Annotated in this window: 11 protein-coding genes; 3 read left to right on the top strand and 8 right to left on the bottom strand. The window is 65.3% G+C overall.

Annotated elements, in window-relative coordinates; translation table 11 throughout:
• Nucleotides 1-53 precede the first annotated feature (53 nt).
• The 8 genes from H2509_RS13170 to parA all read right to left on the bottom strand — a co-directional run bounded on the left by H2509_RS13170 (nt 54) and on the right by parA (nt 17373).
• Nucleotides 54-197, bottom strand: coding sequence for a hypothetical protein (locus H2509_RS13170; RefSeq protein WP_182166093.1), 144 nt, complete (start codon nt 195-197; stop codon nt 54-56).
• Nucleotides 198-486: 289 nt separating this feature from the next.
• Entirely contained in the window at nt 487-2595 is a 2109-nt protein-coding gene (pbpC, locus tag H2509_RS13165) for a penicillin-binding protein 1C (protein WP_182166091.1), read from the bottom strand.
• Between the two features lie 3 nt (nt 2596-2598).
• Nucleotides 2599-8085 carry an alpha-2-macroglobulin family protein gene (locus H2509_RS13160; RefSeq protein WP_182166089.1) on the bottom strand — a complete coding sequence of 1829 codons (5487 nt, stop codon included), beginning with the start codon at nt 8083-8085 and terminating at the stop codon, nt 2599-2601.
• Between the two features lie 81 nt (nt 8086-8166).
• Nucleotides 8167-9291 carry an ABC transporter permease gene (locus tag H2509_RS13155; RefSeq protein WP_182166087.1) on the bottom strand — a complete coding sequence of 375 codons (1125 nt, stop codon included), beginning with the start codon at nt 9289-9291 and terminating at the stop codon, nt 8167-8169.
• 3 nt (nt 9292-9294) lie between these two features.
• Nucleotides 9295-12036, bottom strand: coding sequence for a ribosome-associated ATPase/putative transporter RbbA (gene rbbA / locus H2509_RS13150; protein ID WP_182166085.1), 2742 nt, complete (start codon nt 12034-12036; stop codon nt 9295-9297).
• Nucleotides 12033-13052 (bottom strand): HlyD family secretion protein, encoded by a 1020-nt coding sequence (locus H2509_RS13145; RefSeq protein WP_182166083.1) that lies wholly within the window; start codon nt 13050-13052, stop codon nt 12033-12035. Before H2509_RS13145 ends, rbbA begins: the two co-directional genes overlap by 4 nt.
• A gap of 104 nt (nt 13053-13156) precedes the next feature.
• Nucleotides 13157-16168, bottom strand: coding sequence for a PAS domain S-box protein (locus tag H2509_RS13140; RefSeq protein WP_182166081.1), 3012 nt, complete (start codon nt 16166-16168; stop codon nt 13157-13159).
• 560 nt (nt 16169-16728) lie between these two features.
• The gene (parA, locus tag H2509_RS13135) at nt 16729-17373 is read right to left on the bottom strand and encodes a ParA family partition ATPase (protein ID WP_182166079.1); all 645 of its coding nucleotides are present in this window, start codon (nt 17371-17373) and stop codon (nt 16729-16731) included.
• A 269-nt stretch (nt 17374-17642) separates the two neighbouring features.
• Here parA and H2509_RS13130 point away from each other — a divergent pair, with 269 nt between their 5' ends.
• The 3 genes from H2509_RS13130 (at nt 17643) to H2509_RS13120 (ending at nt 21220) form a co-directional block, all read left to right on the top strand.
• Nucleotides 17643-18587, top strand: coding sequence for a sugar-binding transcriptional regulator (locus H2509_RS13130; RefSeq protein ID WP_235974922.1), 945 nt, complete (start codon nt 17643-17645; stop codon nt 18585-18587).
• Nucleotides 18588-18719: 132 nt separating this feature from the next.
• Nucleotides 18720-20027, top strand: a complete 1308-nt coding sequence (locus tag H2509_RS13125; RefSeq protein ID WP_182166075.1) for an ABC transporter substrate-binding protein — start codon at nt 18720-18722, stop codon at nt 20025-20027.
• Nucleotides 20028-20347: 320 nt separating this feature from the next.
• Nucleotides 20348-21220 (top strand): carbohydrate ABC transporter permease, encoded by an 873-nt coding sequence (locus H2509_RS13120; RefSeq protein WP_182166073.1) that lies wholly within the window; start codon nt 20348-20350, stop codon nt 21218-21220.
• Nucleotide 21221: the final 1 nt, after the last annotated feature.

Below are 21221 nucleotides of genomic sequence, written 5' to 3'. Positions count from 1 at the left end.
ACCGGGGATCCAGTAAACGCATGCGTTGGCGGCTGAATCTCTAGCCTTCGCGGTTACTGGATGCCCACCTGCGTGGGCATGACAGAGTGAGTGGCAGCCTTTCTGCCGTATCCTCCCGGCTCGTCATGCGCGGGCCTGACCCGCGTATCCAGGCGGCGCCTGATCTTGCCGCAGCCTTCCGTGGGTCGCCGGGTCATTCCCCATTTCCGGGCCCGGCGAAGATGGGGGGAGAGGCCGTGCGTCAAGTCGAAGGTCGCGAGTCAGGCAGGCGTCTGCCCGGCACACCGATGTCATCCCCGGCTCGACCGGGGATCCAGTAGCCACCAGACTCAGTGGCTGAACCTTCAACCCCAGCGGTTACTGGATGCCCACCTGCGTGGGCATGACAGAGTGTGCGGCAGCCTTTCTGCCGTATCCTCCCGGCTCGTCATGCGCGGGCTCGACCCGCGTATCCAAGCGGCGTCTCCACCTACCCCGCGCTCCCGTTCACCGCAGGGTGACGCTGACGCTGGCTGCCTCGCCGTCCGCATCGACGACGGAGATGGTGGAGGCGCCCGGCCCGTCCGGCAGCCAGGCGAGCGAGCGCCGCAAGGTGCCGTTTTCCACCGGAACGCCATTGGCGAACCAGACGAAGGGCGGCTTGCCCCGGCGAATCTTGACGACAAGCGGAACAGACCCCGCGCCCTGCCCGAGACCCAGTTCGACCAGCGCGCCTTGCGGCGGATAGGCGATTTCCAGCCCGTCGCCAGCGTTTCCCGGTGCTGGACTGCCCGCCACACGGGCGAGCCGAAGCGGCGGCGGCAGGCTGGCGGAGGCGCCTTCCAGCACGCCCGCAGGGGGATTCGACAACGGGACACGCTGCGGCCCGATCCGCTGGAAAGCCTCGAACAGCAATGGTGCGGCCGAATCGAAGCCCGATATTCCGGGAACCGGCGTACCGTCGGCCCGCCCCAGCCAGACGCCGATGACATGGCGCCCGTCGAAACCGACCGCCCAGGCGTCGCGATAGCCGTAGGACGTGCCGGTCTTGTAGGCGATGCCCGTGCCGATGGCATGGTGCGGCGCCGGCGTGCCGGAAAGGATGTCGCCGACATACCAGGCGGCATGTGCCTGCATGATTCGCCGGTCGGCGGTGTCGGCCGCAGGATCTTCGGCGATCTCGCGCAGGGCCACCGGTTCGCCACCGCGCGCAAGGCCCGCATAAAGCCGCACAAGCTCGCGCAGGCTGACGCCGAGGCCGCCGAGGCCGATGGCAAGGCCGGGCCGGGCGGCTTCCGAAAGGCGCGGCCTGACGCCGGCGGCCCGCAGCCGGCTCATGAATTTCGGCGCACCGACCGCGTCCAGCAGCTTCACCGCCGGCACGTTGAGCGACAGTTGCAGGGCTTCCCGGACGGTCACCGTGCCCTGGAAGGAGCGGTCGAAATTGACCGGGCTATAGCCGGCAATGGTCGACGGGCGGTCGTCGATCAGGCTTTCGGGATGGGCAATGCCGTCCTCGAAGGCAAGGCCGTAGATCAGTGGCTTCAAGGCGGAGCCGGGCGAGCGCACCGCCTCGCTCATGTCCACATGGCCCTGGCGCGCTTCCTCCAGCAGCCCCGCCGAACCGACATGGGCGAGGATCTCGCCGCTGGCATGGTCGGCAACGAGGATCGCGGCAGAGACCTTGCCGCCGAGACGCGCTGCATGGTCATGCGCCAGCCCCTCCAGCGCCGACTGCAGGGACGCCTGCAGCGTCAGGCGGATCACGTCCGCTGCGGGATCGTTCAACAGCGCCTGGCGGGCGGAATGCGGCGCGAGGATCGGCACATCGCGGCGATACTTCGGCACGCCATCACGCTTGGCGGCCTCGGCTTCCTCGCGGGAGAGCACGCCGGCCAGCGCCATGCGGTCCAACACCCGGTCGCGCGCTCGCGTTGCGACCTGCGGAAACCGGTCCGGCCGGCGCGCCTCCGGTGCCTGCGGCAAGGCGACCAGCAGCGCGGCCTCGGCCGGCGTCAGGCGGCCGGGCTCCTTGCCGAACCAGGCGAGCGTGGCGGCACGTAACCCCTCGATATTGCCGCCATAGGGCGCGCGCATCAGGTAGAGGCCGAGGACCTCCTGCTTGGAAAGCCTGCGCTCCAGCGCCAGCGCATCGACGATCTGCCCCGCCTTGGCACCGAAGCTGCGGGTCGGCCGTTCCTTCAGCAGGCGGGCGACCTGCATGGTCAGCGTCGAACCGCCGGAAACGATGCCGCCCGCTTTCGCCGCCTGCAGCGACGCGCGCAGGAGAGCACGCGGATCGACGCCGGAATGGCTGTCGAAACGGCGATCTTCATAGGCAAGCAGCATGCGGAAGAAGAGCGGATCGACCTCATCCACCGCAAGCGGCAGCCGCCAGCGGTCATCCGCCGTCTGGAAGGCCCGCAGCAGATGTCCCTCACGGTCGACGACCATGCGCGAATGCGAGATCCGGCCCGCTTCCGCGAGAGGATCCGCCTCGCGAACGGCGCGGTCGAGGACGGCATATCCGGCGGCCGACAGGGCGACGAGCACGGCAAGGCCGATCAGGGTTGTCTGTCCTGCCTTCCGCCAGCCCTTCCGCCGCAGCCGTGCCATGGCTTACCTGTCCGGCCCGACGATCTCGAAGGTGCCGCTCGCCGTCCGCGCCGCCCGCTCCGGCCGGTACATGTCCTCCACCGTTGCGGGCGGATGGGCATAGGTTCCCGGAGTGGAGGCGCGGGCGAGATAGGCGAATGTGTAGCGGTCGCCGCTCACGCGGCGCTGGTCGATGGCCACCGCGAAGCGGTCGTCGCGAAACTCCGCATGTTCGACCTCCGAGAGCGGATCGAGCCAGTCGAGGCCGCCGAGATCGCCCGCGCGCACCAGACGCGGATTGTCGATGGTGATGCCGCCGGGCAGGCGATCGACCACAAGCAGGCGCCCGTTGGCATCGAGATCGGCGGTGACCGTGACCACCACGACCAGCCGCGCGTTCTGCGCCACGGTGCCGGCATCGATGCGGTTGCCGTCGAGGTCGAACACCTCGCGCTCGATGGTGAAGCCCTCGCCGCCCGCCGGTTCGGGCTCCAGCGGCTTGCCGGTGACCGTGATCAGGGCGTCCCCCGGCGCGGTGCCGCGATTCTCGACCCTGACGGGGCTGGCGGCGAGGTTGGCGCCGGCGAAGCGGCGCGTCAGCGCCCCGCCGAGCGGCGTGCCATCGACGGCGAAGTCGAGCGCGCCGGCATCGGCCTGCAGTTCGTGGGCGGCGAGCAGCAGCCAGGCCATGTCCTGCGTGGAGAGGGCCTGCCGCGTCTCCTGACGGGCGGCGACATAGCGGGCGAGCGACGCCGGACTGACGGCCGGCAGCCGTGCCGCCGAGAGATAGCCGAGCAGGCCCGCGCCATCGCGGAGCGGCGTGCCGTAGTCGTCGCGCGATTGCGGCGAATGACCGGCTTCGAGATCGACAACCGCCGTCTCGAAGGCGCGCTCCGCCCGGCCCGTTTCGCCGTAGAGGGCAAGGCTCGCGCCCACCTGCCCCTTGGCGAGCGGCGTGGCGAAATCGGCTAGCTTCTGGTCGGCGTAGTAGCGCAGGTCGCCGATGGACGCCCTGCCCGAGCGCGCCAGCACATAGAGCGCATAGGCGATCCCTTCGCCTCCCTCGCGGAAATCGGAGGCATAGGCGATCCGGTTTTCCAGATTGTCGAGGGCCGAGGACAGCGCGACTTCGGCAACCGCATAGCCGCGCTCGCGCGCCCTGAGCAGGAAGTCGGTCACATAGGCGTCGAGCCAGGTGTCGCTGTCGCCGAAGCTGGACCACAGCCCGAAGGAGCCATTGGACGACTGGTTGGCGAGGACGCTGACGATGGCGCTTTCCACCCGCTCGCGAATGGCGGCATCCGTCGCAAGTCCCGCCGAAACCGCCACTTCGTTGAGATAAAGCAGCGGCAGGGCGCGGCTCGTCAGCTGCTCCGTGCAGCCATAGGGATAGCGGTCGAGCTGATCGAGCAGCCCGGCGATATTGATGCGCGCCGCGTTGCCGGCCGAAAGGCTGACGCTGGCCGAGGCCGGTTTCAGCCCCGCCAGGGCATCCGCGTCGAGCGTCAGGCTGCCGTTCGGCGCAAGGCTGACATAGGAGCGGCGCGTCACGTCCGGCTGCGTGTCGCGGATACCGAGCGCGAGATGCTTTTCGGCGCGGATGCCGTCCGGACCCTCCACGGTGACGACAAGCTCACTGTCACCCTCCTCGCTGCCGGCCACGATGGGCAGGCGAAGCGTATCGCGGGCCTTCGCATCGAGCGCGAGGCTGCGCGACGTCCTGCCGTCGTCGACCAGCAACGGACCGGTGACGGAGGCGGAGACGCTGTAGTCGCCCGCTGGACCATCGACATTGTCGATCTCCACCAGCAGGCGCGAGCGGTCGCCGGGAGCAAGGAAACGCGGCAGGGAAGCGCTCAGCACGACGGGCGAGCGGGAAATCACGTCGCGCTCAGCATTGCCGACGCCCCTGGCGCTCCAGGCAACCGCCATCAGCTTCACGGTACCGTTGAAGTCGGGAATGTCGAAGGAAACCTGCGCCTCGCCATTGTCGTCGACGGCGACGATGCCGGAGAACAGCGCAAGCGGCGCTTCCTGCGGCGGCGGAGCGCCGGGGCGCAGGCCCACGCCGTCGCCGCCCGAACGCACCCTGCCCCGTTCGCCGGCGGTGCGGTCGATCAGCTGGCCGTAGAGGTCGCGCAGGTCCATGCCGAGGCGGCGCTGGCCGAAATACCATGCTTCGGGATCGGGCGCCCGATAGCCGGTCAGGTTGAGAATGCCGACATCGACGGCAGCGAGGGCCAGATAGGCCTCCTCGCCCGCCGACAGATTGGCGATGCGGATGCCGACATCGAGCGTCGTTTGCGGCAGGATCCTTTCCGGAGCGTCGAGGCTGACCTCAAGCGCGCGATCCTGCGGGTCGACGCCGAGCCATTGCAGGCCGATGGCGCGGGCCGGCATGCGGTTCGCCTCGATATCCATCGGGCGGTAGAGGGCTGCGGTGACATAGGCGCCCGCGCCCCACTCCTCCGTCACCTCCAGCGGCACCTCGGCACTATCGCCGGTGACCTCGACGACCTTCGTGGCGATCAGGCGATCCGACAGGACGTTGACTACGGCGGTACCGTCGAAGCGCGGCTTCAGGCGCAGGAGGGCCGTCTCGCCGACCCGGTAGCGCGGCTTGTCGAGGCCGGCGTCCAGGAAATCCGGCGTCTCGGACGACGCGGAGGACACATACCAGCCGGCGTTGAAGGAGATGCTGGTCGCCATCGAGTCCGCGCCGTCACGCACGATTTCCAGCCGGTAGCCGCCCCATTCGACGGGCAGCGACAGGCGGGACGGTTCGCCCGGCGCAACGTCCAGCGTTCCATTGGCCACACGGCGGGTGGTGGTGACGGGCTCGTAGTTCCAGCGTCCGTCGACGCGGTACCACTGGAAGCGGCGGTCGACCTTCAGCAGCGTCCAGGCGAGCCCGTCGGCGGCAACGCGCGCACCGTCGGCGCCGATGGCGATCACGTCGAATTCGGCAGGACCGCCCTCTTCCACCCCGTCCTCGAAGGCGGGCTTGATGCCGATGCGCGGGCCGTCGGAAAGGATGGGCAGCGTGATGCGGCGTTCGACAAAACGCCCGCCGGCCTCGACCAGCCGGGCGACGATCTCCGCGTTCCTGAGGCCGGTGGTGTCGGCAAGCTGCGGCAAGGGCGGCACGAAGGTCAGGCGGCCATCGCCGTCGGTCGCATTGCCGTCCTCGATCGCCGCGCGCGAGGCATAGGTTTCCTCGTCCTCTAGGCCGAAGCGATAGCCCGGATAGGCATCGCTCTCATGCGAGGGACTGACGATCACCTCGCCTTCCAACCGCTGACCGGCAGCCGGTGCGCCATAGAGGAAGCGAGCATCGATGGCGATTTGCGGCAGGTTCAGCGGATCGAGCGCCTGCACATCGGTCTCAAGGTCAAAATCGACGCGTTCCGGCTGGAAATCCTCCACCAGGAACGATTTCTCGGCGACGGGCTGGCCTTTCGGATCGGCATAGACCTTCAGCGTCCAGGCTCCCTGCTGGATCGCCGCCGGCAGGTGCAGCGCGTGCGAGCGGCCCCCAAGACCCTCGTCGGCGACCTGCATTCGGGCATGCTCGACGCCGTCCGGGCGCTCAAAGACGAAGGTCAGCGGCAGACCGCCAAGCGCATCGGCCTTGCCGTCGCGCGCAAGCGCGGAGGCATGAACCGTCTCACCCGGCCGGTATACGCCGCGCTCCGTCCAGGCGAAGATATCGATGGGTCCGGCGGCCGGGCGACCCTCGACGCCGCGATCGGACAGATCGAAGGCGGGTTTGCCGAGGTCGAGGAACGCGTAGTCGCCGACTTCCGTTTCCGCGACAAGCAGGGCCGGCGCCTGTCCGCCCCGCCCGCGCGCCAGGCCCGGCGCGAAGCGGGCGAAGCCCTGCGCATCGGTCCGCGCCGCGCCAAGGATTTCGTTATTGACGGCGACAAGGCGGATGTTCGCGCCCTCGACAGCGCCGGCGCTCGCCAGCGAGCGAACGGAGGCGGTGATGCCATCCGAACCGGAATAGGTGGCAAGCCCCAGGTCGGAAACCAGGAACCATTGCGTCGCCCACGGCCCCCATTGGGATGCCTTGTCGTTCCTGGCGCGCGCCGTCATCGCATAGATGCCGGGCTTCTTCTCAAGGCCGATATCGTCGAGCGGGATGGCGGTGGTTACGTCGGTATTGAGCTCGGAGCGGGTTTCGACGACGCCTTTCCACACCGCCTCGCCATAGTCCTCGCGCACCTGGCCGGCGGTATAGCCGTCGAGCTGGACGAGGAACTTGCGGTCGCGCAGGGCCGAGGCAAGGGCGCGGTCGCCGATGCGGTAGATCTCCGTCTCGACCTCGCCGGTATTGACCGAAACGATCGGGATGGTGGCGTCCTTGCCGGCCGGCAGCACATAGGCGCGGCCGAGGAAACGTACCGACGGCGTGCGGTCACGCACGTAGACGTTCAGCTCCGCCGTCCTTTCGAGCGTCTCGCCATCGGCGGCGGGCAATCCGGACCGAATGAGAAGGCTGTAGCGCGCGCCGTGCCTGACGCCGTCGACGCAGACCTGCGAGCCTTCCGCCTCGACGGCGACAGCGCCCTCGCCCGTGACACGGACGAAGGCGGACATGTCCGAATTTCGCGGCAGATCGTCGGAAAAGACCACGCAGATGCGCGGGTTCGCGGCATCGGAATCGACCTGATGGTCGAGGATGCGGAAGCCGTGCTCGTCCACCATGCGCTGCAGCCGCTCCCTGAGGCCCGGCCGCTCGTCCAGGGCAAGGGCCTGGCGCCAGGCCTTGATTACCGGCTTCCACGCCTGACGGCGGGACAGGGCCGAGCCCAGAAGATCGAGCGCTTCCGCCTGTTCGGCGGAGGCGCGGGACCGCAGATAGGCGTTCTGCGCGGCGGACGTACCAAGCTCGTAGACTTCCTCTCGCAGCTGCCAGTCGGAAGGCTCCTGCCGCAGCAGGGAGAAGGTCAGTCCGCGCCAGAGGTCGTAGTCTTCGGGAGCAAGCACAAGCGCCTGGCTGAAGGCGCGTTGCGCTTCCGAATTCAGGCTCTGGCCCAGCGCGCCATATCCCTGCTGGCGAAGAGAGGCGAGCGTTTCGCCGCCCGGATTGAAAAGACGCGGAAGCTGGCGGGAAAGCCGTTTCGCTTCATCCCGGAACGGCTGCGACACGAAGGCGAGTTCCTGCTCGCGCTGGTCGAGCGAAACGCTGGCAGCAGCTTCGATCTCGACGACACGGCCGGCAACCGCGCCGGCAAAGGACTGAAGATTGCCGATATCGGATTTCAGGAAGCACCAGCGGGCCTGCACATTATAGGTGAAGGCGCGGCACATCCGGTTGTCGAGACAGGACGCCTTGCAGGCTTCGAGATCGACATCCTTCAGCGTTTCGAAATCGGCACCGAAATAGTCCGCATCCTCCACCGTGACGATGCGGCGCTCCTGCGCCTGAACGGCACCGGGAAGCGTCGCCCCGAAAAGAATTGCGGCGCCCGCGATCACGGTTGCGAAGATGGTCGGCTTGAGCATGACTACCTCTCCCCGGTTCGGCTTTGCGCCGATCTCTCTTTACGTAACAAGAGCATGCATTGATGACGCCGCCAAGGCCCGTCAGCCTTGCGTCGCCAGCATTGCCCGGAAACGGGCGAGCGCCAGTGCCATGAAGAAAATGCCGGTTGCGGCCATGCCGACGATCTGGGGCCAGACCGTCGCGATCCCCGCACCGCGATACAGAATGGCCTGCGCGAAGGCGACGAAATGCAGCGTCGGCGATACGTGCATGGCGTAGAACAACGGCTCGGGCATGCCTTCCGGCGGCGTCATGGCGCCCGACAGCATGTTCATGATCACGAATGTGGGCATCGCCAGAAGCCCGAATTGCGGCATCGACCGGGCAATGGTGCCGAGCAGGATGCCGAGCGACGTGATCGCGAAGATATAGATCGCCGCACCGGCGAAAAAGAGCGCGCCACCCGACTGCACCGGCACGCCGAGAACCCCACGCACCATCAGGAGCAGCGACAGAAAGGTCGCGAACAGGATCGCCGAGCCGTTGGCCCAGACCTTGGCGAAGGCGATTTCGCTCGGCCGGACCGGCATCACCAGCAGGTGCTCCACCGTGCCATGCTCGCGCTCGCGGATGACAGCGGCGCCCACCAGCACGATCGACAGGATCGTCAGGTTCTGGATGATCTGCATCACCGAGTTGAACCAGACGGGATCGAGGTTCGGATTGAACCAGGCGCGGACGACCACATCGACGGGCAGGATTGCCGCCAGTTCCCGCTCGTTGAGGAAGTTCGTCAGCTCCTGCGTGACGATCTCGTAGATATAGGTCGAACCGTTGCCGGCCTGGGTCATCGCCGTCGCATCGACGTTGATCTGCAGGCTGGTCTCGCGCCCGGCGAGGATATCGGCCTCGAAATCGGGCGGGATATCGACGACGAATGTATGCAGTCCGCGATCCATCACGGTGTCGATCGCGTCGCGCCGGATCGTCACCGCCTCCTTGAAATAGGGCTGGAGAAATGCATCGGCGATCTGGCGGGAGAGCAGCGAGCGGTCCTCGTCGACAATGGCGATGGAGGCGTTCTTGACATCGGTCTGCACGCCCTTCGCCACGACATAGACGGCTACGGAAAAGACGTAGACGATGAGAAACAGCATCACCGTGTCGCGGGCGAGCGAGGCGAATTCCTTGCGTCCCAGCCAGTAAACGTTGAGAAGCCAGCGCATCGCTCATGTCTCCTGTTTGGCCTGCACCAGGCGCGCCAGGGCGAGAAAGACGATGCCGAAGGCAAAAAGAGCCGCGTATTCCGGCACGAACTGCAGGAAGCCCATTCCCTTTGCCAGATTGCCGATGCTCACGGTCTGGAACCATGAGGACGGAAAGAAGAGGCCGATGACGGCGGCGGGGCCTTCCAGATTGGCGGTCGGATAGAGAAAGCCGGAGAAATTGATCGCCGGGATGATGGAAAGGATCGCGGTGGCGAAGATCGCCGCCATCTGCGAGGTCACGAAGCTTGAAATCAGCAGCCCGAAGGCCGTCGCCGCGAAGACGTAGAAAAACGCGCCAAGGGTCAGCCCGAGAAAGGAGCCGTTGACCGTGACGCCGAACAGCACCCAGGCGGCGGAGAGAAGAAGCGCATAGGCGGCCATGCCGACGGCGATATAGGGCAACTGCTTGCCGATCAGGAACTCCAGCACGCTTGCCGGCGCGGCATAGAGGTTGAGGATCGAACCGAGCTCCTTTTCCCGCACCACGCCGACGGCGGTAAGCATGGCCGGGATCATCACCAGCAGCAGCATGATCGTACCGGGCGTGATCGCGTAGACGGAGAGGAATGCCTGGTTGTAGCGGAACCGCGGCTCGATGTTGATCGGCAGCCCGCCGAGGCTGTTGCCGTGCTCGCTCCGGGCGCGCGCCTGCAGATAGGTGAGCACGACGCCGCTCAGATAGCCCCGGATCGTCTCGGCGCGAAACGGGTTGCTGCCGTCGATGAGGAACGCCACCTCGGGCCGCCGCCCGGCCAGAAGGTCGGAGCCGTAGCGTGGCGGGATATCGATGACGAGCTGGACGTCGCCCGATTGCAGGCGGCCGGCGATTTCGTCGGCCGTCGCGAGATCGGCTTTCTCGGCGAAATATCTCGATCCCCGGAAATTCTCGACCAGTTCCCGGCTTTCCACCGTCCGGTCGCGGTCGAGGGTGGCAAAGGAAACGTCTTCCACGTCGAAGGAGATGCCGTAGGCCATCGCGACCATCAGCAGCAACGGCCCGAGAAGGGCGAAGGACAGCCGGATCGGGTCGCGGATGAGTTCGAGAGCCTCGCGCAGGGCAAAGGCGCGGACGCGCCGAAGGCCCACCAGGGCTGCCTTTCCGGTTATTTCTTCAGCCTCCGTGAGCGAGGCGCCGGGTTCGCCGGCGCTTCCGGCTCCACCTTCGCCGCCGTCGAATTCCTCCAGATAACTGATGAAGGCGGCATCGAGGCTGTCGGCGTCCCGGGCGGCGACAAGCTCGGCCGGGGTGCCCACCGCGAGCACTCGTCCGGCATGCATCAAGGAGATGCGGTCGCAGCGCTCGGCTTCGTGCATGAAATGGGTGGAAATGAAGATCGTCACGCCGTCGTTGCGCGACAGGTCGATCAGGAACCTCCAGAACAGATCGCGCGCCGAAGGATCGACGCCGGAGGTGGGCTCGTCGAGAATGAGCATTTCCGGCCGATGCAGGCAGGCGGCCGCCAGTTGCAGGCGCTGGCGGATGCCGAGCGGCAGGCGCAACGGCGATATCTTCGCGAATGGCGCGAGTCCGAAACGCTCCATCGCATCGGCGATACGCTCTGCGGCAAGCTTGTCGGAAAGCCGGTAGAGACGGGCGTGAAGCGCAAGGTTGGCCTCCACCGACAGCTCTTCATAGAGCGAAAAGGACTGGGACACGTATCCAACGCGCATGCGGACCGAGATGTCGCGCGCGTCGACCGGATGACCCAGCAGCTCCGCGGTCCCCTCGCTTGCCTCCAGCAGGCCGGTGAGCATCTTCATGGTGGTCGTCTTGCCGCAGCCGTTCGAGCCGAGGAAGCCGAAGATCTCGCCCTTGCCGATCTCGAAGCTGACGTGATCGACGGCGGTGAACGAACCGAAGCGGCGCGTCAGTCCGTTTGCCCGAATGGCCGGCGGGCCGTCATGCTCGATACGCGGCGGAATCTCGAAATCCTGCCCGCCGTCGTCGTTGCCGTTGCCGGAGGACAGGGCGACATAGGCGCGCTCAAGCGTCCTGGCACCGGTCTGCCGCAGGATTTCCGACACCGGACCATCGGCAAGAATGCGGCCCTCGTTCATTGCGATCAGACGCTGGAAGCGGGACGCCTCTTCCATGTAGGCGGTCGCGACAAGCACGGTCATCGACGGCCGCTCGGCCCTGATCCCGTCGATCAGTTCCCAGAACTGGCGGCGCGACAGCGGATCGACGCCCGTCGTCGGCTCGTCGAGGATCAGGAGGTCCGGGTCGTGGATCAAGGAGCAACACAAGGCGAGCTTCTGCCGCATGCCGCCGGAAAGCTTGCCTGCCGGGCGATCCGGGAAGGGTGCGAGGCCGGTCGCCGCCAGAAGCCGGTCGATGCGGCTGCTCCTTTCCGCAGCGGTCTCGGCATAGAGGCGGCCGAAGAAGTCGAGGTTCTCCCGGACGCTCAGTGTGGGATAGAGGTTCTTGCCGAGCCCCTGCGGCATGAAGGCGATGCGCGTTGCAACGAGATCGCGGTGAGCGCCGTCCTCCACCGAACCGCCGAAGACCTCCAGCCTTCCGGATTGAAGGCGCTTTACCCCGGCGATCAGCGACAGGAGGCTCGACTTGCCAACCCCGTCCGGCCCGACGATGCCGATTGCCTCGCCGCGCGAGACGGTCAGGTCGACGGCCTGCAACGCCACGGTCTTCGCATAAAGGTGACCGACGCCTTCAGCCAGGACGACCGGTGCAGCGCCTGTCATCCCTTGCCTCCGGCGGTTGCCGGCGTCTGACTGCCGGCTTCGGGCAGGTTGGGTTTCAGGCTTTCCGGCCACTCCGCCTGCGGCGCGACACGCAAATAGGCGTCGGCGGTCAGGCCCGCCTTCACGTAATCGAGGTAGCGCTTGAGAAGATCGGGTGCGAAGCGAAGCTTCACCCGATACATCAGCTTTTGCCGTTCCTCTTCCGTTTCGACGTATTTCGGCGTGAACTGCGCCTCGCCGGAAATGAAGGACACGGTTGCCGGGAAGACGTAGGCGGGAATGGCATCGAAGACGACCCGGGCTTCATCGCCATAGGCGACGCGGCCGACATATTCCGTCGGTACGAAGACAGTCATGTAGACGTCGGACAGATCGAGCAGCGTCAGGACGCGCCCACCCGCTCCCAGCACCTCGCCGGGTTCGGCGAGGCGATATTCGACGCGCGCCGTAACGGGCGCAATAAGTCGCATATCGTCCAGAACGGCCGAGATTTCCTGCACATTGGCCTTCGCGGCCTCTACCGCGGCCTCCGCGCTGCCGACGGCGGCCCTGGCGGCATCGCGTGTCGCGGCCTTCACGTCCCGCTCCGCCTGACGCCGGTCGAGTTCCGACTGAGCCACCGTGTCGCCAACCCGCAATCCGGCCGCGCGCTTGAGATTGACCTCGGCAAGCCGCAGGTCCGCCTCGCGGATTTCGACGGTCGCCCTGGCCTCGGACAATTGCTGCAAGGCGCGCGAAACAGCCGCTTCGGCGGAAGCCTTCTGCGCCAGGGTTTCGCTCGCGTCCATCTGCGCGACGAAGGTGCCCTTGGCAACGATGTCGCCCTCGTCGACCTCGATCGCCGCCACGCGTCCGGCATATTTGACCGCCACGTCGACGCGGTTCACCTCGATACGACCGTTCACCCGGTAAAATCCTTCGGGTGCGTCCGACGACCTGAGGCGCTGGATATAGCTGAAACCGCCAATGCCGACCGCAAGGACCGCCACCGCAACGATGACATAACGAAAGTTCATGAGGTCGGCTCCATTCACGCGCGGACGGCAGCATAGAACGGAAGCGCGGATAGCATTGAATCCGCCGCGCCCTGTTGATCTATCTCATAAGATATTGATCGATTTTACGACGCGCGACTGGAAAGGATCGGATCCCAATCGATTTCCCCTACGTCCGCTTCAAGGATCGCAAGGGCCTCGATAAGCGCCGCCAGGGTCGCGTCGATCAGATTGACGAGGTGAGGCGCCTCGGCCAGCACCCCGGCATCGCCGGCGAGAGCCGCTCGATTCGCCTCATCGGACAATCGGAAAAGGGCCTCGGCCCCGAAAGTGCCCGCCAGCGAATTCAATACGTGGGTCGCACGCTCGACTTTCGCGATATCGCCGCCGCACGTCATGAGGTCCTGCCGCTTTTCCCGCATGTCCTGCATGAACTGGGCAAGCACCCTGTTGCGTGTCTCGCCCGAGAGGTTGTCGAGGACGTCCTTCAATACCTCACGGTCGATAAGCGGCGCGTTTTCCCCTTCGGCCTCACGACTGAGCTGCAAGGCATCCACAAGCCGGCGGAGCAGGTCCGGCGGGCTGACCGGCTTGGTCACGAAATCCGACATGCCTGCCTGAAGCGCCCGATCGCGTTCCTCCACCAGGGCGTGGGCGGTGAAGGCAATGATCGGGATTTCGGCCACCTTGTCGCCGCGGGCCCGGATTGCCTGCGTCGCCGACACGCCGTCGAGCACAGGCATGGAAACATCCATCAGAACGACGTCATAAGTCTTCCTGTCGAGGGCTTGCAAAGCCTCCCGGCCGTCGGCGACACAATCGACGCGGCAGCCCCAGCGCTCGAGCAGGTCGACGGTCATCATCCGGTTGGTGCGATTGTCCTCGGCCAGCAGAACGCGCGCACCGGCGATCGCCTCGATATCGGCTGAATCAACCTTGCGCTCGTCCTCGTCCGCCAGGGGCCTTGCAGCGATCGCAAGATCGAGAGCGAACGAGAACCGGCAGCCTTCTCCAAGCGCCGACTCCAGGGCAATCGTGCCGCCCATGCCCTCGACGAGCTCGCGGCAGATCGCCAGACCAAGGCCAACCCCATCCGCGTTCCCGGCGCGCGAATTGTCGAGCGTCGTGAACTTCTGGAAGACGACTTCGGTCAGTTGGGGAGCGATCCCCGGACCCGTGTCGGAGACGACGAAGCTGACATTGGCCCTTCCTTCGCGTTCATCGGCCGCCGAAACATGGATATTGACGTTGCCTGCCTCGGTAAACTTGATCGCGTTGCCGACGAGATTGATGAGCACCTGGCGGATGCGGCCTGCATCGCCCACCAGGCGCGCAGGCACGCCGGGATCGACCGTGACGGTAAAGGTCAGGCGCTTCTCTTCCGCCCGCGCCATGAAGAGGTCGCGAACGCCCTGGGCTAGCGTGCGCGGGGCGAAAGGCTTGTTGATGAAATCCAGCCTGCGTGCCTCCAGGCGGGAAAGGTCGAGGATATCGTTGAGGATATTCAGCAGGGCCGTCGCGGAATCGGTCGCGGTGCGAACATATCTCCGCTGCCGGGAGTTCAGCGGGCTGTCGCGCAGGAAATCCAGGATACCCATCACGGCATTCAGCGGCGTTCGGATCTCGTGGCTCATCATGGCCAGGAAATTGGCCTTCGCCCGATTGGCGTCCTCCGCCCTGATCTTCGCCTCCTGAAGCGCGGCAGCCTTGGCGCGCTCCTCCGTGACGTCCCGCGCGAAGGCGATCAACAACTTGCCGTTCGGACCCATGGCGCAATTCATCGCGATTTCGCAGTGAAACTCCGAACCGTCGCGGCGACGGGCCCTGGAGTTGATGCGCCGATCCGCCTCGCTTCCCCCCTCCTCGTTCATGATGCGGCGGAATCGAGCCTCGGCCATTTCGCGATGCCGCTCGGGCACCAGCGTGCCGACCACCGGTCTCCCGACGATCTCGTCGCGGCGATAACCGGAAATCCGCTCGGCGGCGGGATTGAAATCGACCACATGGCAGGCTTCATCGAGGATGATGATTGCATCCAGCGCGCCGGAAACCAGCGCCCTGAGCCTGCCTTCGCTTCGTTCCAGTTCCGCCTGGCGCAGTTTCAACTCGGTAATATCGATGCGGAAACCGACCGTGCGCCCGTCGGGCATGCGCCGCTCGAAGACGCGCAGCCAGCGCCCGTCATCGAGATTTTGTTCCAGCGGCTCCTCGGGCGGGTTGCGGTGCATGTCCATCCGCCGCCTTATCCAGGCCTCCCGATCTCCCTCGGGAATGCGGTACTGCCCGCGATTGGCGCCCTGGCGGATGATGTGCTCGAACCGCATTCCGGGCACGATCAGGTCGGCGCTTGTACGGTAGAGTTCGCGGTAGCGCTCGTTACAGATGACGAGGCGATCGTCGGCGTCATACAGGACGAAGGCATCGGGGAGAAACTCGATCGCCTCCCGCAGCCGCGCCTCGGCTTCATGCACGCGGTTTTCAGCGGTCCGGCGTTCGGACACATCCCGAAACAGGGCGGCAAAGAGACGCCTGCCGCCAAAACGGTACTCGGTGAGCGATATTTCCAAGGGGAAGTATTCTCCCTCCCCCCGCACGCCTTCCGCGTCGATTGCTACCGCGACACCGCTCGCAGGAGGTTTGGCGGCGACGATCTTCAACAGATCGCGCCGCTCGACCGGAACCAGGCGGCTGATACCGGCACCAACCAATTCCGTCCCCGAACAGCGAAACATCCTCTCGATCGCCGGATTGACGAATTCGATCTTCCCAAGTTCGTCGAAGGTGACGAGCCCCTCGCCCATCCAGTCGAGGATGGCCTGCAGGCGGGCTTCCCTGTCCTCGGCCCGCCGGCGGGGCATTTCAATATCGGTGAGCCGGCGGCTTTCCTCTTCGCGAAGGCGGCAGGCAAGGCGCCATCTGGAATGCGCTATGCCGAGGCCGAAGCCAAGCATCAGCAATGCGAGCCCAAGGCCGGGAACCATCAGGTCGGCCAGGGCGAAGACGCCGGCCTGACCGCCGGATGCAGGGATTTGGGTGTCCGCCGCATGGGCGATGGCCGGCAGCAGGGCAAGATGTACGGGCAAGCCGCAGGCCAGCAGCGAATATCGCCTGCCCGAATGCCAACACCGTTTCGCCATCTGCACCTCCGGGCTGTCGTTCTTCACACAACCCCTTGACACGGGGAAGCTGCCGAATACCAGCAGTACCGAGTTTTGTGGCTAAATCCGGTCCATAAAGCCCAATTTCAGGGACTATCCCATGGCGATCCGTGGGCGCCTGCCCGCCATGCAATTTTTTCGCGAAATACAACTTCACGCCGAAATTTCGCATTTTGCAACGGGAGAAACTTCGCGAATTGCAAAAAAGCAGGGACCGGAAACCTCCAGGCAGGCCCTCTCGCCGCGGCGATGTTTGAAAATTTGCAATGATTTCAACGAACTGGAATCCGCGATGCAAATCTCGCGAAAGTGGCACAACCCTTGTTTGTTGGATGGCGGGTCGCGGACATCGATGAGGGGCAGATCGTCAGCCTGCTCTCAATCGAGCCCAGCCGCGGCGTCGAAAAACAACCGCGTGCCCCATCGGCCGAACAAGCGCGGAATACAAAAACTGAAAAATCGCCTGCCGTTTCCAGGTTGTCTTGCGTCCACTGGACCGGCAGGCGGATTTCTTTGAGCTGAACGCCCGCGCCCCTTCGCTATCTTTCCAGTGACCTGAGCACTTCCGCCAGGAGGGCATCGGTTTCGGCGCTCGCCTTGCCGGAAGGCTCCGTCTCGACCACCGTTTTTCCCAGCCCCATGCTGGAGGCGAACGCGGTTCGATTTCCCACCCGCGCTTCAGCCAGGGGAAACCGGCTCTCCGCAATCGCAGCCTGCATCTCCGCGGTCAGCGCGGCCCGTGGCGGCACGCGATTGAACACCAGCATGGCGGGAGTGCCTTCCCGGTCGGCAATCGTCAACGTCTGTTCGGTCGCCCAAAGATCGACCGGCGTGGGCTGAATCGGGACAAGGACAAGATCGGCCACCTCGATCGACGGCCTGACGTCCGAATCCGTCTTCGGCGGCGTATCCAGAATGACGATACCGTGGTCGCGCGCCATGCTGCGGGCCTCGCGCCGCGCGCCCCAGCCGCTGGAGGTGCGAAAGCTCAGGCCTGTTCCCTGATCGCCAAAAGCGGCTTCGCGCACCTCGAACCACGAGCCGAGGCTGCCTTGGGGATCGACATCCAGAATCGCCACCGGATAGGCGCCGCGCAGCATCAGCGAGACGGCCAGATGCGCGGCGATCGTCGTCTTTCCGGAACCGCCCTTCTGCTGGGCGATTGTAATGATCTTACCGGTCATGGAAGGGCCTCCTGCCGCATTGTTGCATCGCAAAATGCGCTCCGCAACTCCGTTCGGCAAGCTATGCTTCCGTCCCCCTCAACCTTCGAACGGCTGGCAGCGCGGCCATGCGTAAGGATCGTCCACCGACATCGCGGCGCCGCAAATATCGACCGGAGAAATTGCCTTGCTCCGCACATGGCAGGCATAACAAGATCAGTGGCATGGCTTCGGCGGGCAGGTGTCGGTGCGACCTCCTTTACCGCCAAACAGAAAGACGACCTATGACGATGAACGGCAATCGACTGGACGAAGCGGCACGCGCGGCCTGGCTTTATTACGTGGCCGGCAATACCCAGGACCAGATTGCCGCCAAGCTTGGCGTATCCCGGCAATCCGCCCAGCGCATGGTCTCGCTTGCCGTCGCCGAGGGCCTGGTGAAGTTCCGCATCGACCATCCAATCGCGCAATGCATGGATCTGGCGAAGCAGCTGCGCGACTCTTTCGGCCTCGTCCGCTGCGAAGTGGTGCCGAGCGATCCCGATTCCGATTCGACGACGCTTGGCGTGGCGCAGGCGGCGGCTGCCGAAATCGAACGCTGGCTGCGCATGGAAGAGCCCGTCGTGATTGCCATGGGAACCGGCCGCACCCTGAAGGCGGCGATCGAGCAGCTTCCTTCCATCGAATGCCCGCGCCACAAGGTGGTTTCGCTTACCGGAAACATCGCGCCGGACGGCTCGGCCGCCTATTACAACGTCGTCTTCACCATGGCCGATACAGTGAAGTCGCGCTCGTTCCCGATGCCGCTTCCCGTGATTGCATCCTCGCAAAGCGAGCGGAGCATGCTTCACAGCCAGCCAATGATCCGCTCGACGCTGGAGCTCGCGTCGACGGCCGCCGTGACCTTCGTCGGGATCGGCGACCTCGGCCCCCAGGCCCCGCTCTTCGAGGACGGCTTCATTTCGGAACAGGACCTCGCGTCCCTGCAGCAGGCCGGCGCCGTCGGCGAGATTGTCGGATGGGCATTCGATGCGCAGGGCCGCCTTATCGACGGGATCACCAACGACCGCGTCGCCAGCGCACCAATTCCTGCCCGCGACACGTCGCTCGTCATCGCCATAGCCAAGGGCGGAAAGAAGCTCCCCGGCATCAGGGCTGCCATCAAGGGCAAGCTCATCAATGGCCTGATCACCGACGAGACGACCGCCCAGGCCCTACTTAACGAACTGAACTAAAACGCGTTTTCGCCGACCGCCGCAGATCTCGCTGCGCCGCAGCAACGATTCACGGTTGACTATGCGTCGCCATTCGTGAGTATTTGCCCATCCGCAAGGCAATTGCTCAAAGCGGTATCTTGGGAGGATTTCATGAAGCTCAAGTCCTTGCTCCTCGGAGCAGTCTGTCTTGGCGCGGCCGGCTATGCCCAGGCCGAAACGCTGACGATCGCCACCGTGAACAACGGCGACATGATCCGCATGCAGAAGCTGGCGGACGATTTCACCGCCAAGAATCCGGGTATCGACCTGGAGTGGGTGACGATGGAGGAAAACGTCCTTCGCCAGAAGGTGACGACCGACATCGCCACGAAGGGCGGGCAGTACGACATCATGACCATCGGCACCTATGAAGTGCCGATCTGGGCCAAGCAGAACTGGCTGGTGCCGCTGGAGAACCTCGGCTCCGACTACGACGTCGACGACCTGCTGCCGGCAATCCGCGGCGGCCTTTCGATCGACGGCAAGCTCTATGCCGCGCCGTTCTACGGCGAAAGCTCGATGGTCATGTACCGGAAGGACCTGATGGCGAAGGCCGGCCTGGAAATGCCGGATGCGCCGAGCTGGGACTTCATCGCCGACGCGGCGCGGAAGATGACCGACAAGGAAAACGAGGTCTACGGCATCTGCCTGCGCGGCAAGGCCGGCTGGGGCGAGAACATGGCCTTCCTGACGGCCATGTCCAACTCCTTCGGCGCGCGCTGGTTCGACGAGAACTGGCAGCCGCAGTTCGACCAGCCCGAATGGAAGGACACGCTCGGCTTCTACGTCGACCTGATGAAGGAAGCCGGCCCTCCGGGCGCTTCCTCCAACGGCTTCAACGAGAACCTGGCGCTGTTCCAGTCCGGCAAGTGCGGCATGTGGATCGACGCGACGGTGGCAGCCTCCTTCGTGACCAATCCGAAGGAAAGCCAGGTCGCCGACAAGGTCGGCTTCGCTCTGGCCCCGGACAACAGCCTCGGCAAGCGCGGCAACTGGCTGTGGGCCTGGTCGCTGGCGATCCCGGCCGGCTCCCAGAAGCAGGAAGCGGCCGAGAAGTTCATCGCCTGGGCAACCGGCAAGGGCTATCTCGACCTCGTCGCCTCCAAGGAAGGCTGGGCCAACGTGCCTCCGGGAACCCGGACCTCGCTCTATGAGAACCCGGAATACCAGAAGGCCGCGCCTTTCGCCGCGATGACGCTCCAGTCGATCAACGCCGCGGACCCGACCAAGCCGAGCGTGAAGCCCGTGCCTTATGTCGGCGTGCAATTCGTCGCCATTCCCGAATTCCAGGGCATCGGCACGGCGGTCGGCCAGCAGTTCTCGGCCGCGCTCGCCGGTCAGGTCTCCGTCGACCAGGCGCTCGCCAATGCGCAGCAACTGACGACGCGTGAAATGACCAAGGGTGGTTACATCAAGTAATCGGCCGATCCGGACAAGCCGCGCCTGCCGATCTTTACCGGCCGGCAGGCGCGGGAAGCCGGAGTATCAAGTTTCGGATGTCCATGCCGTGTCGGTCCCGCCCCGGGAGAGGCACAAAGGACGGTCCGGACAAACCGCGAAGCAACTTGGGCCCGCCCGCCTGCCCCACCTTTCCGCCGCAGGCCTCGAAGCCTGCGGCGGATAAACGGGGAAGTACTCCCGATGGCAGGGACGGTTCGCGGCCGGATTTTCCGGCTGCGGACCACTCCCGAAACGGCGGGCCCGATTTTTTCCTTACTTCCTTTACAGCGGGACGACCGATGGCAACCTTGCATACCCGCTCTTCCGCCCGGCTGATGATGGCGCCCGCCGTCATCATGCTGCTGGTGTGGATGGCCGTTCCCTTGGCGATGACGCTCTATTTCTCGTTCCTGCGCTACAACCTGCTGACGCCGGGGCTCGAGGAATGGGTCGGCTTCTTCAACTACAAGTATTTTCTGACCGATCCGGCCTTTGGCGACGCATTGGTCAATACGCTGCTGCTCGTCGGCGGCGTGCTGCTGATCACCGTCATCGGCGGCACCATGCTGGCGCTGCTGCTCGACCAGCCGTTTTTCGGCCAGGGCATCGTGCGGCTGATGGTGATCGCCCCGTTCTTCGTGATGCCGACCGTCTCGGCGCTCGTGTGGAAGAACATGTTCATGCATCCGGTCTACGGGCTCTTCGCCTATGTCTGGAAGCTCTTCGGCCTGGAGCCGGTGGACTGGCTGGCAAGCCTTCCCCTGTTTTCGATCACGATGATGGTGGCCTGGCAGTGGCTGCCCTTTGCCACCCTGATCCTGCTCACCGCATTGCAGTCGCTCGACGAGGAGCAGAAGGAAGCCGCCGAAATGGACGGCGCCGGCTTCTTCTCGAAGTTCGTCTATATCGTGCTGCCGCATCTGGCGCGCGCAATCACCGTCGTGATCCTGATCGAGACGATCTTCCTGCTCTCCGTCTTCGCCGAAATCCTGGTGACGACGAGCGGCGGCCCGGGTACGCAATCGACCAACATCACCTATCTCGTCTACACGCAGGCGCTGTTGCAGTTCGACGTGGGCGGCGCATCGGCGGGCGGCATCATCGCGGTGATCCTGGCCAATATCGTCGCCTTCTTCCTCATCCGCCTCATCGGCAAGAACCTGGAGGCGTGAA

This window comes from Stappia albiluteola (assembly GCF_014050225.1).
In the GTDB taxonomy this organism is placed as follows: Bacteria; Pseudomonadota; Alphaproteobacteria; order Rhizobiales; family Stappiaceae; genus Hongsoonwoonella; species Hongsoonwoonella albiluteola.
The sequence above is the reverse complement of the archived record's forward strand: the minus strand, read 5'-3'. Positions and strand labels throughout refer to the sequence as shown.